At 71.0% G+C, this 19,803-nt stretch carries 19 protein-coding genes; 7 read left to right on the forward strand and 12 right to left on the reverse strand.

Annotation, left to right across the window (positions count from 1 at the left end; translation table 11 throughout):
* Positions 1-54 precede the first annotated feature (54 nt).
* From GCN81_RS08310 to afsQ1, 3 genes are read right to left on the reverse strand one after another with little or no spacing between them, the layout of a single operon-like run.
* On the reverse strand, positions 55-684 hold the full coding sequence (locus GCN81_RS08310; protein ID WP_156723215.1) for a hypothetical protein: 630 nt from the start codon (positions 682-684) through the stop codon (positions 55-57).
* Positions 681-2,459, reverse strand: a complete 1,779-nt coding sequence (locus GCN81_RS08315; RefSeq protein WP_197287527.1) for an ATP-binding protein — start codon at positions 2,457-2,459, stop codon at positions 681-683. Before GCN81_RS08315 ends, GCN81_RS08310 begins: the two co-directional genes overlap by 4 nt.
* The gene (gene afsQ1 / locus GCN81_RS08320) at positions 2,456-3,133 is read right to left on the reverse strand and encodes a two-component system response regulator AfsQ1 (protein WP_197287538.1); all 678 of its coding nucleotides are present in this window, start codon (positions 3,131-3,133) and stop codon (positions 2,456-2,458) included. Before afsQ1 ends, GCN81_RS08315 begins: the two co-directional genes overlap by 4 nt.
* Positions 3,134-3,311: 178 nt before the next feature.
* On the opposite strand from afsQ1, the gene GCN81_RS08325 reads away from it, so the two are divergent.
* Complete coding sequence (locus tag GCN81_RS08325; protein ID WP_156723221.1) at positions 3,312-4,082, forward strand: SigE family RNA polymerase sigma factor; 771 nt, start codon at positions 3,312-3,314, stop codon at positions 4,080-4,082.
* A gap of 258 nt (positions 4,083-4,340) precedes the next feature.
* Here GCN81_RS08325 and GCN81_RS08330 read toward each other — a convergent pair whose 3' ends face one another.
* Positions 4,341-5,009, reverse strand: coding sequence for a uridine kinase family protein (locus tag GCN81_RS08330; RefSeq protein WP_156723223.1), 669 nt, complete (start codon positions 5,007-5,009; stop codon positions 4,341-4,343).
* Between the two features lie 112 nt (positions 5,010-5,121).
* Here GCN81_RS08330 and GCN81_RS08335 point away from each other — a divergent pair, with 112 nt between their 5' ends.
* The gene (locus GCN81_RS08335; RefSeq protein ID WP_156723225.1) at positions 5,122-5,553 is read left to right on the forward strand and encodes a hypothetical protein; all 432 of its coding nucleotides are present in this window, start codon (positions 5,122-5,124) and stop codon (positions 5,551-5,553) included.
* Between the two features lie 143 nt (positions 5,554-5,696).
* Here GCN81_RS08335 and GCN81_RS08340 read toward each other — a convergent pair whose 3' ends face one another.
* The 3 genes from GCN81_RS08340 to deoC are packed head-to-tail and all read right to left on the reverse strand — an operon-like array spanning position 5,697 to position 9,075.
* On the reverse strand, positions 5,697-6,602 hold the full coding sequence (locus tag GCN81_RS08340) for an aldehyde dehydrogenase family protein (RefSeq protein WP_156723227.1): 906 nt from the start codon (positions 6,600-6,602) through the stop codon (positions 5,697-5,699).
* Entirely contained in the window at positions 6,599-8,095 is a 1,497-nt protein-coding gene (locus GCN81_RS08345) for an aldehyde dehydrogenase family protein (protein ID WP_156723229.1), read from the reverse strand. Before GCN81_RS08345 ends, GCN81_RS08340 begins: the two co-directional genes overlap by 4 nt.
* Positions 8,096-8,100: 5 nt before the next feature.
* Complete coding sequence (gene deoC, locus GCN81_RS08350; protein WP_156723231.1) at positions 8,101-9,075, reverse strand: deoxyribose-phosphate aldolase; 975 nt, start codon at positions 9,073-9,075, stop codon at positions 8,101-8,103.
* Positions 9,076-9,165: 90 nt separating this feature from the next.
* On the opposite strand from deoC, the gene GCN81_RS08355 reads away from it, so the two are divergent.
* From GCN81_RS08355 to GCN81_RS08365, 3 genes are all read left to right on the forward strand, one after another.
* Positions 9,166-9,753, forward strand: a complete 588-nt coding sequence (locus GCN81_RS08355) for a PH domain-containing protein (protein ID WP_156723233.1) — start codon at positions 9,166-9,168, stop codon at positions 9,751-9,753.
* A 64-nt stretch (positions 9,754-9,817) separates the two neighbouring features.
* Positions 9,818-10,075 (forward strand): hypothetical protein, encoded by a 258-nt coding sequence (locus GCN81_RS08360; protein ID WP_156723235.1) that lies wholly within the window; start codon positions 9,818-9,820, stop codon positions 10,073-10,075.
* Positions 10,072-10,452 (forward strand): PIN domain-containing protein, encoded by a 381-nt coding sequence (locus GCN81_RS08365; RefSeq protein ID WP_197287528.1) that lies wholly within the window; start codon positions 10,072-10,074, stop codon positions 10,450-10,452. The genes GCN81_RS08360 and GCN81_RS08365 overlap by 4 nt, the downstream gene beginning before the upstream one ends.
* Before the next feature lie 435 nt (positions 10,453-10,887).
* On the opposite strand, the gene GCN81_RS08370 is transcribed toward GCN81_RS08365, so the two are convergent.
* The 3 genes from GCN81_RS08370 to GCN81_RS08380 form a co-directional block, all read right to left on the reverse strand.
* On the reverse strand, positions 10,888-12,552 hold the full coding sequence (locus GCN81_RS08370) for a phospho-sugar mutase (protein WP_156723237.1): 1,665 nt from the start codon (positions 12,550-12,552) through the stop codon (positions 10,888-10,890).
* 102 nt (positions 12,553-12,654) lie between these two features.
* Positions 12,655-13,485, reverse strand: a complete 831-nt coding sequence (locus tag GCN81_RS08375; protein ID WP_156723238.1) for a purine-nucleoside phosphorylase — start codon at positions 13,483-13,485, stop codon at positions 12,655-12,657.
* Between the two features lie 180 nt (positions 13,486-13,665).
* Positions 13,666-14,103, reverse strand: a complete 438-nt coding sequence (locus GCN81_RS08380; RefSeq protein ID WP_156723240.1) for a gamma-glutamylcyclotransferase — start codon at positions 14,101-14,103, stop codon at positions 13,666-13,668.
* A gap of 158 nt (positions 14,104-14,261) precedes the next feature.
* Between GCN81_RS08380 and GCN81_RS08385 the strand changes: the two genes are divergently transcribed.
* Positions 14,262-15,710 carry an NAD(P)H-quinone dehydrogenase gene (locus tag GCN81_RS08385; RefSeq protein ID WP_156723242.1) on the forward strand — a complete coding sequence of 483 codons (1,449 nt, stop codon included), beginning with the start codon at positions 14,262-14,264 and terminating at the stop codon, positions 15,708-15,710.
* Between the two features lie 157 nt (positions 15,711-15,867).
* Positions 15,868-16,827 carry a DeoR/GlpR family DNA-binding transcription regulator gene (locus GCN81_RS08390; protein ID WP_156723244.1) on the forward strand — a complete coding sequence of 320 codons (960 nt, stop codon included), beginning with the start codon at positions 15,868-15,870 and terminating at the stop codon, positions 16,825-16,827.
* An 82-nt stretch (positions 16,828-16,909) separates the two neighbouring features.
* On the opposite strand, the gene GCN81_RS08395 is transcribed toward GCN81_RS08390, so the two are convergent.
* Positions 16,910-17,515 (reverse strand): TetR/AcrR family transcriptional regulator, encoded by a 606-nt coding sequence (locus GCN81_RS08395; RefSeq protein WP_231626497.1) that lies wholly within the window; start codon positions 17,513-17,515, stop codon positions 16,910-16,912.
* Between the two features lie 144 nt (positions 17,516-17,659).
* Complete coding sequence (locus GCN81_RS08400) at positions 17,660-19,417, reverse strand: acetyl/propionyl/methylcrotonyl-CoA carboxylase subunit alpha (protein WP_156723246.1); 1,758 nt, start codon at positions 19,415-19,417, stop codon at positions 17,660-17,662.
* Between the last annotated feature and the right edge of the window lie 386 nt (positions 19,418-19,803).

Below are 19,803 nucleotides of genomic sequence, written 5' to 3' on the forward strand. Positions count from 1 at the left end.
CGCGCCCTGGCGCGGCTGTGGAGACAAGCGTTAGGGCCTGTCCGGCGGGCAGCCCTAACCGCCGACTGTCTCCGTCGGTACGGGCACCGTGCCGGGGCGGGCGCGGAGCGCGTCCGTGCACGCGTAGCTGCGGAGGGGGTCGGAGCCACGGCCGCCCAGGATCACGGTGTCCTCGCCGCTCGCCACCGCGCTGTGCGCGAAGGTGCAGACGACCTGGGCCAGGGCGAACGGGGAGAGCCCTTCGGGTGGTGTGCTCAGCCGGAGCGCGGTCTTCGGGTCGCCCTCGCGCGGGCCCGTGACGGTCGCCCGAGCGCGCAGGTCCGTGGCGAAACCCGCCTGCGCCTCCTCCTCGGATGTCGGCTGCCGCAACGCGTCGAGCAGCGCCTGCGCCACCGGTACGCGTTCGTTCTCACCCGCTCCCGCGTCCCCGTCCGGGGCCTGGGGGAGCTCCACCGTCCGGTCCACCGCCACCAGCTGCGAACCACACACCAGGAAGACCTGCGCCAGCGTGCCCCCCGCCGCGCGCGCCTCGACGCCCTGCGCCGTGGTCACACACGCCACCCGCGAGGGCGCGGGCCCGAAGTCGGTCGGCACCTCCGTCGCCCTGATCCCGCACCCGGCGAGCAGCAGGACCCCACAGCCCGCGAGTACCGCACCCGCCCGCCGCACGCGCCACCGGCTCATCGGTCGGCCCCCCTGGTCGCGGCGTCGTGAGCGCTGTCGTGAGTGCTGTCGTGAGCGGTACCGCCAGTGGTACCGCCCGCGGTATCGGCGTCAGTGTCGACATCGACATCGACGCGGTCACCGGGGCGCCCCCTGAAGCCCCCGCCGCCGCCCTCGCGACCCTCGCGACCCGCACGGTCGCAGCCGTCCTCGCCGTCCGCCTCCCCGTCCGACGGGTCCTGTGGCAGCCGCAGGGTGAACACCGCGCCCCCCGCGGGCGAGTTGGCGGCGGTGATCTCACCGCCGTGGATATGCGCGTTCTCCAGCGCGATGGACAGCCCGAGCCCGCTGCCCTCAGACCTCGGCCGGGACGCGCTCGCCTTGTAGAAACGGTCGAAGACATGCGGCAGTACGTCCTGCGGAATACCCGGGCCGTTGTCGCGCACCTCGATGGTCAGCTCCGCTCCTCGTGCCGCGGAACGGGTCTCCCGTACGGACACCCGCACCGGAGATCCGCCGTGCTTGAGCGCGTTGCCGATCAGGTTCGCCAGGATGACGTCGAGGCGCCGCGGATCGAGCCGCGCCATGATCCCGCGCTCCGCGTCCAGGTCGACCGCGTCCAGCCAGGCACGGGCGTCGATACACGCGGTGATCTGGTCCGCGATGTCCACGTCGTCCAGGACCAGCCGCGCGGTGCCCGCGTCAAAGCGGGTGACCTCCATCAGGTTCTCCACCAGGTCGTTCAGCCGTCGCGTCTCGCTGACCACCAGACGTACCGCCGGAGCGATCATCGGGTCGAGGCTGTCCTCTTCCTCCTCCAGGACCTCCGTCACCGCCGTGATCGCGGTCAGCGGCGTCCGCAGCTCGTGCGACATGTCCGCGACGAACCGCCGACTGGACTCCTCCCGCGCGCTCATGTCCGCGACCTTCTTCTCCAGCGCGGCCGCCGTGCTGTTGAACGTACGGGACAGCTCGGCCAGTTCGTCGGTGCCCGAGACCCGCAGCCGGGTGTGCAGCTCGCCCTCGCCGAGCCGCCGCGCGGCGACCCCCAGCCGGTGCACCGGCTTGAGCACCGTCGTCGCCGCGGCCTGCGCCAGCAGCGCCGCGCCGACCAGTGCCAGCGCGGTGGCGATCCCCAGCGACCAGCCCAGCGAACTGAGGTCCTGCTCCTCCGCCTCCAGGGACTTGAGCATGTACCCGGTCGGCCCGCCGTCCCCGATCACCCGCGCCCCGCCCACCAGATAGGGCGTGCCGTCGGTGACGATCCGCTGCCAGAAGACGTGGTACTCGTCCTTGTTGCCGCCGCCGACGGGCTGCCGCTTGTTCACCGTGTCCCGGAGGGACTTCGGGACGTCGTCCCGGGTGAAGGTGTCCAGGTCGGAGTTGCCGACCACCGTCTTGCCGTCCGCGTCTCTGGCGATCAGCAGCACGCTGTAGCGCTGGCTGCCGAGCGACATCTGGACGGCGGCACGCCGCAGTTCGTCCTTCGTCGGGTCCTTCGGAAGCGACGCCGCGCGGTTCTGCATCTCTTCTTTGAAGTCGTTCAGCGCCGCGTCCTGCGTGCGGGTCAGCACGGCCTCGCGATTGAGCCAGTACGCGATACCCGAGGCGGAGACCGCGGCGGTCAGCGCCACCAGGCCGAACACCACGACCAGCCGCAGCCGCAGGCTGGTGAACCGCAGCCGGGCGAGCACCGTCCTACGTGGCCCGCGCCGCGCGCCGCCGCCGTCGCCGTCCTCGACGTCGTCCGCCGGTGTCCGCGCCCGTGACTCCGCCTGAGTCTCCGCCCGTGTCACTGAGGGCTGTCCAATCGGTAGCCGACCCCGCGCACCGTACGGATCAGCGTGGGCGAGGACGGTACGTCCTCCACCTTCGCGCGCAGCCGCTGCACACAGGCGTCCACCAGACGGGAGTCCCCGAGGTAGTCGTGCTCCCAGACCAGCCGCAGCAGCTGCTGGCGGGAGAGCGCCTGCCCCGGCCTGCGGCTCAGCTCAAGCAGCAGCCGCAGCTCGGTGGGCGTCAGCTGGAGGTCCTCGCCATCCTTGGTGACCGTCATCGCGGAACGGTCGATGACCAGGCTGCCGAAGACCGCCGAGTCGTTGGCCTCCCGCTCGCCGCGCCGCAGCACCGCGCGGATACGGGCGTCGAGCACCCGCCCCTGCACCGGCTTCACCACGTAGTCGTCGGCGCCGGACTCCAGGCCGACCACCACGTCGATGTCGTCGTTACGCGCGGTCAGCAGGATGATCGGCAGCTGGTCGGTGCGCCGAATGCGACGACACACCTCAAAACCGTCGATACCGGGCAGCATCACATCCAGCACGATCAGGTCGGGCCGTTGCTCGCGCAGCAGCTTCAGACCATCCTCGCCGGTGGCGGCGGTGGCAACACGATGCCCCTGGCGCGTCAGCGACAGCTCCAGGGCCGTGCGGATGGCGTCATCGTCCTCGATCAGCAACAGGGAAGGCACAGGGGTCATTCTGACCCATGGTGCGGTGCGGTATCGACAGTTGGAGCGCTCCCATCATTCCCACCCAGGCAAGGAGACCTTGTGACAGGTCTGTGACAGTCGACGGACACCGTCATGAAGTCGCGGCGAGAGTCTTTTTCTCGAAGCCGCACACAGACTCCACGACGGGGGGCGCGAGATGAACACGCTGCAGCACCGCACCAGCTCAAGCGCAGTTGTCACGCGTCTGCACGACGTCGTACGGGGTGATCGGAATGAGCGGAATGAGAAGTCCGGTGCTGTGAGCGGGCGGGGGTGCGCTCGCGGCACCGGGCGTCAGCACACCACGTACCTGAAGGTGGTTGACGCACGTCAGGCCGTGGCGGGCGACGGGGGCGCCGCCGCGACGGGGGAGCGTAAGGCCCAGGTCCAGGACCAGGCGACGGAGGCCGCAGCCGCCTTCACCGCCTACGTCCAGGAGCGCCGCGCCTCGCTGTACGCCACCGCCTACCACCTGACCGGCGACCGGTTCGAGGCCGAGGACCTGCTGCAGAGCGCGCTGTTCTCGACCTACCGGGCCTGGGACCGGATCAGCGACAAGGCGGCCGTCGGCGGCTATCTGCGCCGGACGATGACTAACCTGCACATCAGCGCCTGGCGGCGGCGCAAGCTCAACGAGTACCCGACCGAGGAGCTCCCGGAGACGGTGGGCGACACGGACGCGATGCGCGGCACCGAGCTGCGCGCGGTCCTCTGGCAGGCCCTGGCCCGGCTGCCTGAGCTGCAGCGCACCATGCTGGTGCTGCGCTACTACGAGGGCCGTACCGACCCTGAGATCGCGGACATCCTCGACATCAGCGTCGGTACGGTCAAGTCGAGCATCTGGCGGTCACTGCGCCGCCTGCGCGAGGACGAGGCGCTCAGCCTCGGCCGCGACCTTGAGGAGTCCTTCGGCGAGCTGGTCGCGTAACACGCCGAAGGCTGGGGGAACGGGGAGCAGGGGGGCGTCGCTTCGGGGGAGGCGGCGGAGTGGGGGGACTGGGGGATCGGGGGGAGTGGGGAAACGGGGGACCACAGGTCCCCTGTGGGGGCCCCACGGGGGATTAAGGGGAAAACGCACAGCGGGATCGGAGGCTGGGGGCCTACGGTCCCGCTGTCGCGTGCGGTGGGTGCGCTAGGTGCGCTGGGTGCGGTGCTGTGGTGCCTGCGGTGATGTGGTGTGGGTGGGTTACGGCGTTGAGGCGCGGGCCTTTACACAGCGGCCCGCCGCCGCCGCGGCGAGGCGGCCCAGGGCCTCGGCCTTGCCGCACGGGTGTGCGCCGAGTGCCGCCTGGCGGCTGACGATGGCGCGTTCGGCGCGCATCAGCCGCCAGCCGCGGCGGAGCAGGAACGGCACTGACTTGCGCCCCTCCTTGAGGTCCCGCAGCAGCCGCCGCCGGAAGGTGGTGCTGGCGCGGCCCCGCAGGCACAGGGCGTCGGCCAGGACGCCCAGTTCGCGGCAGCGCCCCACGATGTCCGCGGCGAAGATCCCCTCCGCGACGAACAGCGGCGTGCGTTCGATGTCGAGCACCTCGGTACCGGTCCGCGCGCTGGTGGCGATGTCGTACACCGGCACCCGGGTGCGGCCCGTGCGGCACAGCTCCTCGATCGCGGTGACCGCGGCGTTCGCGTCCCAGGCCGCCGGGGAGTCCCAGTCGATGTCCGTACTGCCGCTGACCAGGGGCAAGGAGGGGTCGTCGCCCTCCTTGTAGAAGTCGTCGAGGCAGAGCACGGGCAGCCCGGAACGGGCGGCGAGTGACGACTTTCCGGAGCCGGACGGGCCGGTCAGCAGCACGACCCGGGTCGGTATCGAGGGATGGGAGCTCACGGGACACCAGTGTGAGGCATTCGGCCGCATGGGCGACCCCGGGGGACAGCCTTTGAAACCAGCGTCACACGACAACTACTATCCGTGCGCACTCGGTTACCGCAGGGCAGGTTCGGATCAGAGTCGGATAGGTGGCGCACCCATGGCACGACAGGCAGCAGGGCAGGCAGCGGGGCAGGCGGCAGGACGCACGGCACGGCACGCGGCGCCCGGGAGGCAGGCCCGCGCCCTGTTGCGTACGGGACTGACCCTGGCGGCCGCGGGCGCGGCGCTCGGCGTGGGCGGCGGCGCGGCGAACGCGGAGCCGCTCGACGGCATCGTCTCCACCAGCCCGGACCAGCCGCTGACCAAGACCGTCACGGACACGGCGGCCAGCGCCCTGGCCCCGGCGAAGAACCTCCAGCTGGACCCCCTGGCGAACACGGGCGTCGACCCGCTGGACAACGCCGCGGGCACCCAGGTGGCCGACTTCCAGCCGGTCTCCACGGCCGCCGCGACGGGGCCGCTGACCGACGGCGGGTCCCTGGGCAGCCTGCCGGTGACGGGCGACGTGCTGGGCGTGCTGCCTGGGTGACGCCAGGGGCCCGGCCGGGTGCGACCGGGTGCGGCCGGGGTGCCCCGGAATGACAGGAGCCCCGCCTTCCTGGACGGAGGAAGGCGGGGCTGGTCTTTGGGCGTCCGGCCAGTACGTGGTCAGCCGGTCAGCCCGTCAGCCGGTCAGTACGCCGAGCCCGACGCGCCCAGCGACCCCGTCGGGTGCCAGACCGTCTTGGTCTCCAGGAACGCCGTCAGGCGGTGAGTGCCCGGGTCGGCGGCGAAATCCACAGGCTGTGGACGGAGGACGCGCTTGAGGTTGTCCGCGGCCGCGATCTCCAGCTCCTTCGCCAGTGCGTCGTCCGTCACGCCCGTCAGATCGATCGCGTTGACGTCCTGGTGCGCGGCCAGCGGGGCCGCGAGCTCCGCCGTACGGCCGGACAGGATGTTGACGACGCCGCCGGGCACATCGGACGTGGCCAGCACCTCGCCGAGTGACAGCGCCGGGAGCGGTGCCTGCTCGGAGGCGATGACGACGGCGGTGTTACCGGTCGCGATGACCGGGGCGAGCACCGAGACCAGCCCCAGGAACGACGACTCCTGTGGCGCGACGACGGTGACGACACCGGTCGGCTCGGGCGTGGAGAGGTTGAAGAACGGTCCAGCCACCGGGTTGGCACCGCCGACCACCTGGGCGATCTTGTCGGTCCAGCCCGCGTACCAGACCCAGCGGTCGACCGCCGCGTCCACGACCGCCGCGGCCTTGGACTTCGACAGACCCTCGGCGTCGGCCACCTCGCGCACGAACTGGTCCCGGCGGCCCTCCAGCATCTCCGCGACGCGGTAGAGCACCTGGCCGCGGTTGTACGCGGTCGCCCCCGACCAGCCGCCGAAGGCCTTGCGCGCGGCCACGACGGCGTCGCGCGCGTCCTTGCGGGAGGAGAGCGGCGCGTTGGCGAGCCACTTGTTCTTTGAGTCGCTCACTTCGTACACCCGGCCGCTTTCGGAGCGGGGGAACTTGCCCCCGACGTACAGCTTGTAGGTCTTGAGGACGCTCAGTCGCGAGGAAGAGGAATCAACTGTGCTCATTTGCGCTCACCCTTCGGGCTCGACGGGGCGAGGTACGCCTCCAGGCCATGCCGACCGCCCTCGCGGCCGAAGCCCGACTCCTTGTAGCCGCCGAACGGCGAGGTCGGGTCGAACTTGTTGAATGTGTTGGCCCAGACGATCCCGGCGCGGAGCTTGCTGGCCACCGAGAGGATGCGGGAACCCTTCTCCGTCCAGATGCCCGCCGACAGGCCGTACTGGCTGTTGTTGGCCTTCGCGACCGCCTCGTCGGGCGTACGGAAGGACAGCACCGACAGCACCGGGCCGAAGATCTCGTCCCGCGCGATGGTGTGCGCCTGGGTGACGTTCGTGAAGAGCGTCGGCGCGAACCAGTAGCCAGCGGAGGGCAGTTCGCACGGCGCCGACCAGCGCTCGGCGCCCTCGGCCTCACCGGTCTCGGTCAGGGCCGTGATCCGGGCCAGCTGCTCGGCGGAGTTGATGGCGCCGATGTCGGTGTTCTTGTCGAGCGGGTCGCCGAGGCGCAGCGTGGAGAGCCGCCGCTTCAGCGAGTCGAGCAGCTCGTCCTGGATCGACTCCTGGACCAGCAGCCGCGAGCCCGCGCAGCAGACCTGGCCCTGGTTGAAGAAGATGCCGCTGACGATTCCCTCGACGGCCTGGTCGATCGGGGCGTCGTCGAAGACGATGTTGGCGCCCTTGCCGCCCAGTTCGAGTGTGAGCTTCTTGTCGGTGCCCGCGACCGTGCGGGCGATCTGCTTGCCGACGGCGGTCGAGCCGGTGAAGGCGACCTTGTTGACGTCCGGGTGCGCGACGAGCGCGGCGCCGCTGTCGCCGTAGCCGGTGAGGATGTTGACGACGCCCTTGGGCAGTCCGGCCTGGCGGCAGATGTCGGCGAAGAAGAGCGCGGAGAGCGGGGTCGTCTCGGCGGGCTTCAGGACGACCGTGTTGCCGGTGGCGAGCGCTGGCGCGATCTTCCAGGCGAGCATCAGCAGCGGGAAGTTCCAGGGAATGACCTGGCCCGCGACGCCGAGCGGCCGTGGGGCCGCCCCGTAGCCAGCGTGGTCCAGCTTGTCGGCCCAGCCCGCGTAGTAGAAGAAGTGCGCGGCGACCAGGGGGAGGTCCGCGTCGCGGGTCTCCTTGATCGGCTTGCCGTTGTCGAGGGTCTCCAGGACGGCCAGCTCGCGCGAGCGCTCCTGGATGATCCGGGCGATCCGGAAGAGGTACTTGGCGCGCTCGGCGCCCGGCAGCGCGGACCACATCTCGAAGGCCTTACGGGCGGCCTTCACGGCGCGCTCGACGTCGTCGGCGCCAGCCTGCGCGACCTCGGAGAGAACCTCTTCGGTGGCGGGCGAGACGGTCTTGAAGACCTTGCCGTCGGCGGCGTCGCTGAACTCGCCGTCGATGAAGAGCCCGTAGGAGGGGGCGATGTCGACGACGGAGCGGGACTCGGGCGCGGGCGCGTAGTCGAAGGCCTGGGCTGCTGCCTGTGCCGCGGCCTGTGGTGTCTGGGATGCCATGGTGATCAGTCCACCGTCACGTAGTCAGGGCCGGAGTAACGGCCGGTGCTCAGCTTCTGACGCTGCATGAGCAGGTCGTTCAGGAGCGAGGACGCCCCGAAGCGGAACCAGTGGTTGTCCAGCCAGTCCGCGCCCGCGGTCTCGTTCACGAGCACCAGGAACTTGATCGCGTCCTTGGTGGTGCGGATGCCGCCAGCGGGCTTCACACCGATCTGGATACCCGTCTGGGCGCGGAAGTCGCGTACGGCCTCCAGCATCAGCAGGGTGTTCGCCGGAGTGGCGTTCACGCCGACCTTGCCGGTCGAGGTCTTGATGAAGTCGGCGCCGCCGAGCATGCCGATCCAGCTGGCGCGGCGGATGTTGTCGTACGTCGACAGCTCGCCGGTCTCGAAGATGACCTTCAGCCGGGCCTCGCCGCAGGCCTCCTTCACGGCGACGATCTCCTCGTACACCTTGAGGTACCGGCCGGAGAGGAAGGCGCCACGGTCGATGACCATGTCGATCTCGTCGGCACCGGCCGCGACGGCGTCCCGTACGTCCGCCAGCTTGATGTCGAGCGCGGCGCGGCCCGCCGGGAAGGCGGTGGCCACGGAGGCGACCTTGACGCCGGAACCGGCGACGGCCTCCTTGGCGGCGGCCACCATGTCCGGATAGACGCAGACGGCGGCCGTTCTCGGGGTCGTACGGTCGGTGGGGTCGGGGTTGACCGCCTTGGCGCCGAGCGCCCGGACCTTGCCCGGGGTGTCCGCGCCTTCCAGCGTGGTCAGGTCGATCATGGAAATGGCCAGGTCGATGGCGTACGCCTTCGCCGTGGTCTTGATCGAACGGGTGCCTAGCGAGGCGGCGCGGGCTTCGAGTCCGACCGTGTCGACGCCGGGCAGTCCGTGCAGGAAGCGGCGCAGCGCGCGGTCCGACGCGGTGGCGTCGGCGAACGCGGGCGCGGCGAGTGCTGCGGATGCTGCGGGTGCAGTGGTGGGCATGGTCACGAGGGGAGCATATCTACGCGCGTAGCGGCTTGTGAAGCCCTGGGCTCTCCTTCTTCAAAACCGAGGTGGTGGACAATCGATTCCATGACGAGCTCTGACCGGCAGCCCACCGAGCCTGCCGAGCCTGCGTACGCCGACCGCGCCTACCGTTCCGGTGGGGGCATCGTCGGTGGCGTCCTGATCCTGGCCCTCGGAGCGTGGCTGGGCGGCGACGCCCTCATCCGTGGCGAGGGCCGGGTGCCCTGGGTCGCACTCGCGGCCCTGGTGTTCGCGGTGCCGCTGGTGGTCGCGTACACCGTGCGGCCCGCGGTCTTCGCGAACAACGACCGGCTCCGGGTCCGTAACCCCTTCCGGGTGATCACCCTGCCCTGGGCGTCGGTCGAGGGGCTGCGGTCCGGCTACACCACCGAGGTGTACGCGAAGGGCGGTACGAAGTACCAGGTCTGGGCCATCCCGGTATCCATCCGGGCCCGCAAGAAGGCCCGCAAGGCGGGGGCGGGGGCGGACAAGGCCCCGTCCGACGAGGCGGTCACCGAGCTCAACGAAATCGCCGAACGTGAGGCGAAGAGCCCGACGGCCCAGGGCGACCCGGAGATCCGCTGGGCGTACGAGATCCTGATCCCGGCGGCGGCGGGCGCGGCGCTGCTGGGCGCGCTGCTGCTGATCGGTTAGGACTTCTTGCGTGGGTACGGGTGCGTACCCGTACCCTGTGAGGGTGAGCCGAAGGAGCCTCGTCATGTCTGACGCGAACGTCCGCATCCCCACCGAAGCCCGGGACCGACTCGCCGAGATAGCGGCCGGTGAGGGGCTTTCGCTGCGCGCTTACCTCTCGCGCCTCGCTGACTCGCTGCTGACTCCCGCCGAGCGGGCCGAGCGGGCCGAGCAGACACGTGCCGCGCTCCACGCGTGGAACGGCTACAACCCCACGCAGGACGAGCAGGCCGAGTTGGACGCGGAGCTGGACCGGCGCCTAGGCGAGGCGGGAGCCCGGTGAGCAACGCCTTACACGTGGTCCTCGACGACACGGCCATGGTCGCCGCCGGAACCGGCAACGTCCTGGCCTCCCGTCTGATTCACCGAGCACAAGCCGAGCCGGGCTGGTTCCTCTACGCCCCGACATGCGCGCTGATTGAGGCGGACCGTGCCCGCCCGGGTACGGCTGAGCACATCGCCGCACTGCCCGGCGTCACGATCCTCGGCCTCGACCTGCCTGCCGCTCTCGCCCTCGCCCGCGACGCCACCTGGGCCACGGCACACGCCCGGTACGCGGCACAGCCCACCCCGGAGCGAACCGACGGCGCCGTCATCGCTACCGCGGCCCCGCAGGTGTGGAAGGGGCAGCCCGTTCGCGTGATCGACCTCAACCCCTGACAGGGCGTCCCACGTCCTCAGGTCGCCGCGAGCACCGTGCGTAGGCGCGTGGCGAAGGCCGCGGGGTCGTTGACGAAGCCGATGTGGTCGCCGGGGAACAGGGTGGGGTCGGCGTCCAGGAGCTTGGCCAGGCGCGGGAGGCGGCGGCGTCCATCGGGGCGCCGACCAGCACGCGGAGCGGGCCGCTGCCCCGTACCTCGTAGTGCAGGCGTGCCCCGGGCACCTGGAGTGAGTGCGGCGTGCTTGTTGTTCCGTGCGTGGCCATGAGGGCTCCGAGTCCGTGAGGCTGCGATCCGTTGCTGGTGATGCAGACCTTGTGGGCGGCGTGGACTCATCGCTGTTCGGCGAGGATCTTGCGGAGTTGTGCGTACGGCCCCCTCCCCGGAGTGTGCTCCGGGGAGGGGGCCGTGTGCCGTACGCCGTACCGCAATCGCGTCAGATGCCTGCCGCAGCCGCCAGGTCGCGCTTCAGTGCCGCCAGGCGGTCCGTCGCCTGCGCGCGTGCCGCGTCGAGTGCCGCGGGCTCGCTGCCCGCGACCGGGACCACGACCTCCAGGTAGCACTTGAGCTTGGGCTCGGTGCCGCTCGGGCGGACGATCACGCGCGCGCCGTCCAGCGTGTAGCGCAGGCCGTCCGTGGGAGGCAGGGCGTCCGTGCCCTGGGTCAGGTCCTCGGCGCGGGTCACCGCGAGGCCCGCGAGGGACACCGGCGGCTGGGCGCGCAGCTGGCGCATCGCGTCCGCGATCACCGAGAGGTCCTCGACCCGTACCGAGAGCTGGTCGGTGGCGTGCAGGCCGTGTTCGACGGCGAGCTCGTCCAGGAGGTCGAGGAGCGTGCGGCCCTGCTCCTTGAGCTCCGAGGCCAGCTCGGCGACCAGCAGCGCCGCGGTGATGCCGTCCTTGTCGCGTACGCCTTCGGGGTCGACGCAGTAGCCGAGCGCCTCTTCGTAGCCGTAGCGCAGGTTCTCGACTCGGGCGATCCACTTGAAGCCGGTGAGCGTCTCCTCGTAGCCGAGACCGGCGGCATCGGCGATGCGGCCGAGGAGCGAGGACGAGACGATCGACTCGGCGAAGGTGCCGGTGACGCCTCGGCGCACGAGGTGCGCGGCGAGCAGCGCGCCGACCTCGTCGCCGCGCAGCATCCGCCAGCCGCCGTCGCCCGCCACGCGCGCGTCCGGCACGGCCACCGCGCAGCGGTCGGCGTCCGGGTCGTTGGCGATGATCAGGTCGGGGGAGGGGGTCGTACGGCGGGCCGTGGCGAAGGCCAGGTCCATCGCGCCCGGCTCCTCCGGGTTGGGGAAGGCGACCGTCGGGAACGCCGGGTCGGGATCGGCCTGCTCGGCGACGAGCACCGGCGCGGGGAACCCGGCGCGGGCGAAGGCGGCCAGCACCGTGTCCTTGCCGACGCCGTGCATGGCCGTGTAGACGGCGCGGGCGGTGCGCGGGGAGCCCGGGGCCAGGACCGCGTCCGTACGCTCCAGGTAGGCGTCCAGGACCTCGTCGCCGAGGGTCTGCCAGCCGCTGTCCGGGCGGGGTACGTCGGAGAGCGCGCCGATCGCGGCGATCTCGGCGGCGATCTCGGCGTCCGCGGGCGGCACGATCTGCGAGCCGTCGCCGAGGTAGACCTTGTAGCCGTTGTCGCGCGGCGGGTTGTGGCTCGCGGTGACCTCGACTCCGGCGACGGCGCCCAGGTGCCTTATGGCGAAGGCGAGCACGGGGGTCGGGAGGGGGCGGGGCAGTACGGCGGCTCGCAGCCCGGCGCCGATCATCACGGCTGCCGTGTCACGGGCGAAGTCGGCGGACTTGTAGCGGGCGTCGTAGCCGACGACGACCAGGCCGCCGTTCTTGCCCTGCCCCTTCAGGTACGCGGCGAGACCGGCCGCGGCGCGGATCACGACGGCGCGGTTCATCCGCATGGGGCCCGCGCCGAGTTCGCCGCGCAGGCCGGCGGTGCCGAACTGGAGGGTGCCGCTGAAGCGGTCGGCGAGTTCGTCGGTGGCCTCGGTGTCGATGAGCTTGGCGAGCTCGTCGCGGGTCTCCGTGTCGGGGTCTTCGGCCAGCCATGCCTTGGCCCGAGCGATCAGGTCGTCGTGCTGCTGCACCGTGTCCTCAGCCTCTCGTGTTGCACTGGTCGCACTGCGATGCGTTGTTGTGGGGCGGGCGGGGTGGGGTGGACGCGGGTGCGTGCCCCACCCCGGCCGGGCCTAGATGCGGCCCAGGACCCGCGTCAGGAGGGAGCCCATCCGGGCGGCCGAGTCGCGGCCCGCCTGGAGGACCTCCTCGTGGTTGAGCGGCTCACCCGTCATGCCCGCGGCCAGGTTGGTGACCAGGGAGATCCCGAGCACCTCGGCTCCGGCCTCGCGGGCCGCGATCGCCTCGAGCACGGTCGACATGCCGACCAGGTCCGCACCGAGTGTGCGGGCCATCCGGATCTCGGCCGGAGTCTCGTAGTGCGGGCCGGGGAACTGGGCGTACACGCCCTCCTCCAGCGTCTCGTCGACCTCCTTGCACAGCGCGCGCAGCCGCGACGAGTACAGGTCGGTGAGGTCGACGAAGTTCGCGCCGACGATCGGCGAGGTGGCCGTCATGTTGAGGTGGTCGCTGATCAGGACCGGCTGGCCGGGGCGCATGCCGTCGCGCAGACCGCCGCAGCCGTTGGTGAGGACGACGGTCTTGGCGCCCGCGGCGACGGCGGTACGCACGCCGTGCACGACGGCGGCGACGCCGCGGCCCTCGTAGTAGTGGGTGCGGCCGAGGAAGACCAGGGCGCGCTTGTCACCGATCTGGTACGAGCGGACCTTGCCGCCGTGCCCCTCTACCGCCGGCGGCGGGAAGCCGGGCAGCTCGGTGACGGCGAACTCGGCCTCGGCCTCGCCGAGCGCGTCCACGGCGGGGGCCCAGCCGGAGCCCATCACCAGGGCGACGTCGTGGGTCTCGGCGCCGGTCAGTTCGCGCAGGCGGGCGGCTGCGGCGTCGGCGGCGGAGTACGGGTCGGCGAATCCGCCGTCGATGCCCGGAGTAAGAGTTGCGTTCACGCGGACGAGCGTAGCCGCTCTTGGCCTACGCGCGTAGACATTGAGGGCTACAGTGCCTGGATCGTTGTCTTGTGTGTTCCGCCAAACGGGGTCCGATGAGGCGCGGTCGCCTCCTCGGCCGACCTCTCAGCTGCCCCAGCTGGCCCTCAGCCGCGCCTCGGTCGCGCCTCAGTCGGCACCTCAGCAGGGTCTCTTGCGGAGCTCCATCACATAGTCGTGCGGTGCGCCCGCGGACTCCGCCGCGTCGGCGATCTCCCCCAGGTAGCGGGCCGACGGCAGGCCGCCCTCGTAGCCGTTCAGCACGTACGTCCAGGCGGGCATCTCGCCCTCCAGGGTCTGCACCCGGACCCGCATCCGCCGGTAGATGTCCAGGCCGACGCCCTCCCACCGGTCCAGGGAGTCCTCGTCCATCGGCGCGATGTCGTACAGCGCGACGAAGACCTGCGCGCGCGGGGCCTCGACAACGGTGGCGAGCGAGCCTTCCCAGCCCATGTGCTCGCCACCGAAGGTCAGCCGCCACCCGCTGAGCCATCCGGTGGCACGCAACGGCGAGTAAGGGGCGCGGCGGGACATGAGCCGCGGGTCGAGATTGCCGGCGTACGCGGCGTAGAGCGACATGGGTCGAGGGTACGTCAGTGGCTCGTGGTGGCCCTGTTGTACAAACCCGCACGAAGCGCCTTCCGTGAGGCCTCCGCGCGCCCTCCGTGCCCCCGGACCGGACGCTGACGCGGCCGGACGGAGCCCCCGGGGCGAACCGCACCGAGCGGTGCGGGACAATGGAGTACGTGACTCGGATCGTGATCATTGGTGGCGGACCCGGCGGATACGAAGCGGCCCTGGTGGCGGCTCAACTCGGCGCGGAGGTGACCGTCGTCGATTGCGACGGTCTGGGCGGGGCGTCGGTGCTCACCGACTGCGTACCGTCGAAGACCCTGATCGCGACGGCCGAGGTGATGACGACCTTCGACTCCTCGTACGAGGAACTGGGCATCATCGTCGCGGACGACACACCCCCGGACAAAGAGGCCGCCCGGGTGGTCGGGGTCGACCTGGGCAAGGTCAACCGACGCGTGAAGCGGCTCGCCCTCGCGCAGTCGCACGACATCACCGCCTCGGTCACCCGCGCCGGTGCTCGCGTCATGCGCGGCCGCGGCAGGCTCGAGGGCCAGCAGGCCATGGACGGCTCGCGCAAGGTCGTCGTCCGCGCCGCCGACGGCACCGAGGAGACCCTCACCGCGGACGCCGTACTGATCGCCACCGGCGGCCACCCGCGCGAGATCCCCGACGCCCAGCCGGACGGCGAGCGCATCCTCAACTGGACCCAGGTCTACGACCTCAACGAGCTCCCCGAAGAGCTGATCGTGGTCGGCTCCGGTGTCACCGGCGCCGAGTTCGCGGGCGCCTACCAGGCGCTGGGCTCCCGGGTCACCCTGGTCTCGTCCCGCGACCGGGTGCTGCCGGGCGAGGACCCGGACGCCGCCGCCGTACTGGAGGACGTCTTCCGGCGCCGCGGCATGAACGTCATGGCGCGCTCCCGTGCCGCCTCCGCCAAGCGCGTCGGCGACGGCGTCGAGGTCACCCTCGCCGACGGCCGGGTCATCACCGGCTCGCACTGCCTGATGGCGGTCGGCGCGATCCCCAACAGCGCGGGCATGGGCCTGGACGAGGCCGGGGTCAGGCTGAAGGACTCGGGCCACATCTGGACCGACAAGGTGTCCAGGACCTCCGCGCCCGGCGTGTACGCGGCCGGTGACGTCACCGGGATCTTCGCGCTCGCCTCCGTCGCGGCCATGCAGGGCCGGATCGCGATGTACCACTTCCTGGGCGAGACGGTGACGCCGCTGAACCTCAAGACCGTGTCGGCGAACATCTTCACCGACCCGGAGATCGCCACCGTCGGCTACAGCCAGGCCGACATCGACGCGGGCAAGATTGACGCGCGCGTGGTCAAGCTGCCGCTGCTGCGCAACCCGCGCGCCAAGATGCAGGGCATCAGGGACGGCTTCGTCAAGATCTTCTGCCGCCCCGGTACGGGCATCGTCGTCGGCGGTGTGGTCGTCTCGCCGCGCGCCTCGGAACTGATCCACCCCATGTCGATCGCCGTCGACAACAATCTGACGGTGGAACAGATCGCGAACGCGTTCACCGTGTACCCGTCTCTGTCGGGCTCGATCGCCGAGGTCGCACGGCAGTTGCACACGCGCAAGGCCACCGGCGACGCGTGAGGAAAAGTGCCTGGTGAGGCGCTCGTGGCCCAGGTTTCCGGGAGTGACCGGAAGGCTGGGCGCGCTTATACCACTTCAGGCATCTCCGTGCGAACAACTTCCGCTATTCGGCGCAAACTGCTGAAAGCAGACGGTCGTTGGGGTTACTGTCAGTTTCGTGTTCGCTGCAGAACGTCGCCAATTGATCCTCGAAATGGTGCGCGCCAACGGAGCTGTATCGCTCCGTGAGCTCGCCCGCGTCGTCCAGACCTCCGAAGTGACCGTACGGCGGGACGTGCGGGCGCTGGAGGCAGAAGGACTCCTCGACCGCCGACATGGCGGTGCGGTACTGCCGGGTGGCTTCACGCGGGAGTCCGGCTTCCCGCAGAAGTCCCATCTCGCGACCGCCGAGAAGACCGCCATCGCCGACCTGGCCGCGAGTCTCGTCCAGGAGGGCGAGGCCATCGTGGTCGGAGCGGGTACCACCACCCAGGAGCTGGCCCGCCGGCTCGCGCGGGTACCCGGTCTCACGGTCGTCACGAACTCCCTGCTGGTGGCCCAGGCGCTGGCCCATGCCAACCGGGTGGAAGTCGTGATGACCGGAGGCACCCTGCGCGGGTCCAACTACGCCCTGGTGGGCAGCGGTGCCGAGCAGTCCCTCCAGGGGCTGCGGGTGTCCCGTGCCTTCCTCTCCGGCAGTGGACTCACCGCCGAGCGCGGTCTGTCCACGTCCAACATGCTCTCGGCCAGCGTCGACCGCGCACTGGTGCAGGCCGCCGCGGAGGTCGTCGTCCTAGCCGACCACTCCAAGCTCGGCACCGACACGATGTTCCAGACGGTGCCCACGGACGTGATCACCCGGCTGGTCACCGACGAGCCGCCCGCGCACGACGAGCGGGCCGCGACGGAGCTCCAGGCGCTGGCCGACCAGGGCGTCCAGGTCGTGACCGCGGGGCCGGGTCCTACCGGACAGGGGGCGGGCGGTGATCCGGTCCCGGCGGGGCGTCAGCCACGCCGGGACGTCCCCCTCCCAGGTCAACGCCGTGGCACCGCGCCCCAGTTGCGTAGCGCCACCTCGCTCACCGAGCAGCCGCCCGGTCCGGAGCGGGTACGCGTGGCGGACCTGCGCCGCCGCTGAGCGGAGCGCGGCGGGGCAAGGCGGGGCACGGCAGGGCAAGGCGGGGCACGGCAGGGCCGTGGGTGGCTAGCCGCCTACCCGGCTACTCGCACCGTGGCGCCAGACCCTGAAGGGTCAGCGTCAGCAGGCGGTCGGCCAACCCCGGGTCCGACGGCGTCTCTTCGGCGGCCAACGCGATCGCGTTGGTCAGCTGAAGCAGGTCACCGATAGTGACATCGGACCGGACAGATCCAGCCTCCTGCGCCCGCGCGAGCAGCGCCCCACCCGCCTCACGCATCGGCATGCTGCACCGCGAGAGCGCCGAACTCTCGTTGCTCGACACCGGCATGCTCGACACGGACATCAGAGCCCGGGACAGACCCCGGTACTCGCTCGCATGCGTGATGATGTCCCGCAGCCACGCGACCAGCGCGGCACACGGCTGCGGAGCGTCGAGCAGTTCACGGGAGCGCGCGAGCAGATCGCTCACCGCGTCCTCGAAGATCGCGCTCATCAGCGCGTGCCGGTTCGGGAAGTGCCGGTACAGCGTGCCGATACCAACCCCGGCGCGGCGTGCGATGTCCTCAAGCGAGGCGTCCGTGCCGTGCTCCGCGAAGGCGGTCCGGGCCACGGCGAGCAGTCGCTCGTAGTTGCGCCGGGCGTCGGCGCGCATGGGGCGTGCCGGGCTCCGCGCTGAATCGGTGGTCATCGCCGCCGTCCTCTCTGGGCCTGCGCGTCCCTCCAGCATGCCACCGCCGCACCAAGGGCCACGCCCGTCCACCCAGTCCACCAACGGACGGGGCCCCGCCGAGAGGTCTCAGCGGGGCCCCGGCATCCGTAGGCGTACCGGACGTCAGTCCTTGATCTCGCAGATGGCGGCGCCCGAGGTGAGCGACGCGCCGATCTCGGCGGACAGGCCCTTGACCGTGCCCGACTTGTGCGCGTTGAGCGGCTGCTCCATCTTCATGGCCTCCAGGACGACGACCAGGTCGCCTTCCTTGACCTCCTGGCCCTCCTCCACCGCGACCTTGACGATGGTGCCCTGCATCGGCGAGGCGAGGGTGTCACCGGACGCGGCCGAGCCGGACTTCTTGGCCGCCCGCCGCTTGGGCTTGGCGCCCGCCGCCAGGCCCGTACGGGCCAGCGACATGCCCAGCGACGACGGCAGCGAGACCTCCAGGCGCTTGCCGCCGACCTCGACGACGACCGTCTCGCGGCCCGCTTCCTCCTCCGCGTCGGCGTCGGCGGGCGGAGCGGCGAACGGGGTGATCTCGTTGACGAACTCGGTCTCGATCCAGCGGGTGTGGACCCTGAAGGGGTCGGCGGTGAAGGCCGGATCGACCACCACGGCCTGGTGGAACGGGATGGCCGTGGCCATGCCCTCGACCTTGAACTCGGCCAGGGCACGTGCCGCGCGCTGCAGCGCCTGCTCACGCGTCGCGCCGGTGACGATCAGCTTGGCCAGCAGCGAGTCCCAGGCCGGGCCGATCACCGCACCGGACTCCACGCCCGCGTCCAGGCGCACACCCGGTCCCGACGGCGGGGCGAACGTGGTCACCGTGCCGGGAGCCGGGAGGAAGTTGCGGCCGGGGTCCTCGCCGTTGATGCGGAACTCGATGGAGTGGCCGCGGATGGCCGGGTCGCCGTAGCCCAGCTCCTCGCCGTCGGCGATGCGGAACATCTCGCGGACCAGGTCGATGCCGGTGACCTCCTCGGTGACCGGGTGCTCGACCTGGAGGCGGGTGTTGACCTCCAGGAAGGAGATCGTGCCGTCCACGCCGACCAGGAACTCCACGGTGCCCGCACCGACGTACCCGGCCTCCTTGAGGATCGCCTTGGACGCCGCGTACAGCTCGGCGTTCTGCTCGGCGGACAGGAACGGCGCCGGAGCCTCCTCCACCAGCTTCTGGTGGCGGCGCTGCAGCGAGCAGTCACGGGTGGACACAACCACCACATTGCCGTGCGTGTCGGCCAGGCACTGGGTCTCGACGTGGCGCGGCTTGTCCAGGTAGCGCTCCACGAAGCACTCGCCACGGCCGAACGCGGCCACCGCCTCGCGTACCGCCGAGTCGTACAGCTCGGGGACCTCTTCGAGGGTGCGGGCGACCTTCAGGCCGCGGCCGCCGCCACCGAAGGCGGCCTTGATCGCGATCGGCAGCCCGTGCTCCTCGGCGAAGGCCACCACCTCGTCCGAACCCGACACCGGGTCCGGCGTACCGGCGACCAGCGGGGCACCGGCGCGCTGCGCGATGTGCCGGGCGGCGACCTTGTCGCCCAGGTCGCGGATGGCCTGCGGCGGCGGGCCGATCCAGATCAGGTCCGCGTCCAGCACGGCCTGCGCGAACTCCGCGTTCTCGGAAAGGAATCCATAACCAGGGTGGATCGCGTCCGCCCCGGAGTCCTTCGCCGCGGCCAGCACCTTGGCCATGTCCAGATAGCTGCTGGCGGGGGTGTCACCACCCAGCGCGAACGCCTCGTCCGCGGCCCGTACATGCAGCGCGTCCCGGTCCGGGTCGGCGTATACGGCAACGCTCGCGATCCCCGCGTCCCGGCACGCCCGGGCCACCCGAACAGCGATTTCGCCACGGTTGGCGATGAGCACCTTGCGCACGATGGCTCCCTCTCCTTGAAACAAGCCGAGTTTAGGGACTGCCGACACGGCACCACGACCCGTCCCCTGCGGTGAGTTTGCCCACACTGGCTTGGGCTGCGCTTGGTTCGGGTTCGCCGAACCCGCGAAATCCCTTGTCGCCCCACCGTACGCGGGCTTCTGGAAGTGCAGAGTAACTCTCCGGTGTGGTGAAGGTCTCTGTCGGTGAGGTCAGCGGCTGTTCACGATTCTTTGTGGGGAGTCGACGAATCAGCAGCTCAGTCTTTGCCACGCGGCTGCCCCTTGTCCGAAGGTTTACCCGTTAGTAACGTTTGGGCTGTCCCCACGCACTCACCATGGCGGCCAAAGCAGCGGAATCAGTCGAAAGAGGGTGGAGCGCCGTGGCG

The organism is Streptomyces apocyni (assembly GCF_009739465.1).
GTDB classification, from domain to species: domain Bacteria; phylum Actinomycetota; class Actinomycetes; order Streptomycetales; family Streptomycetaceae; genus Streptomyces; species Streptomyces apocyni.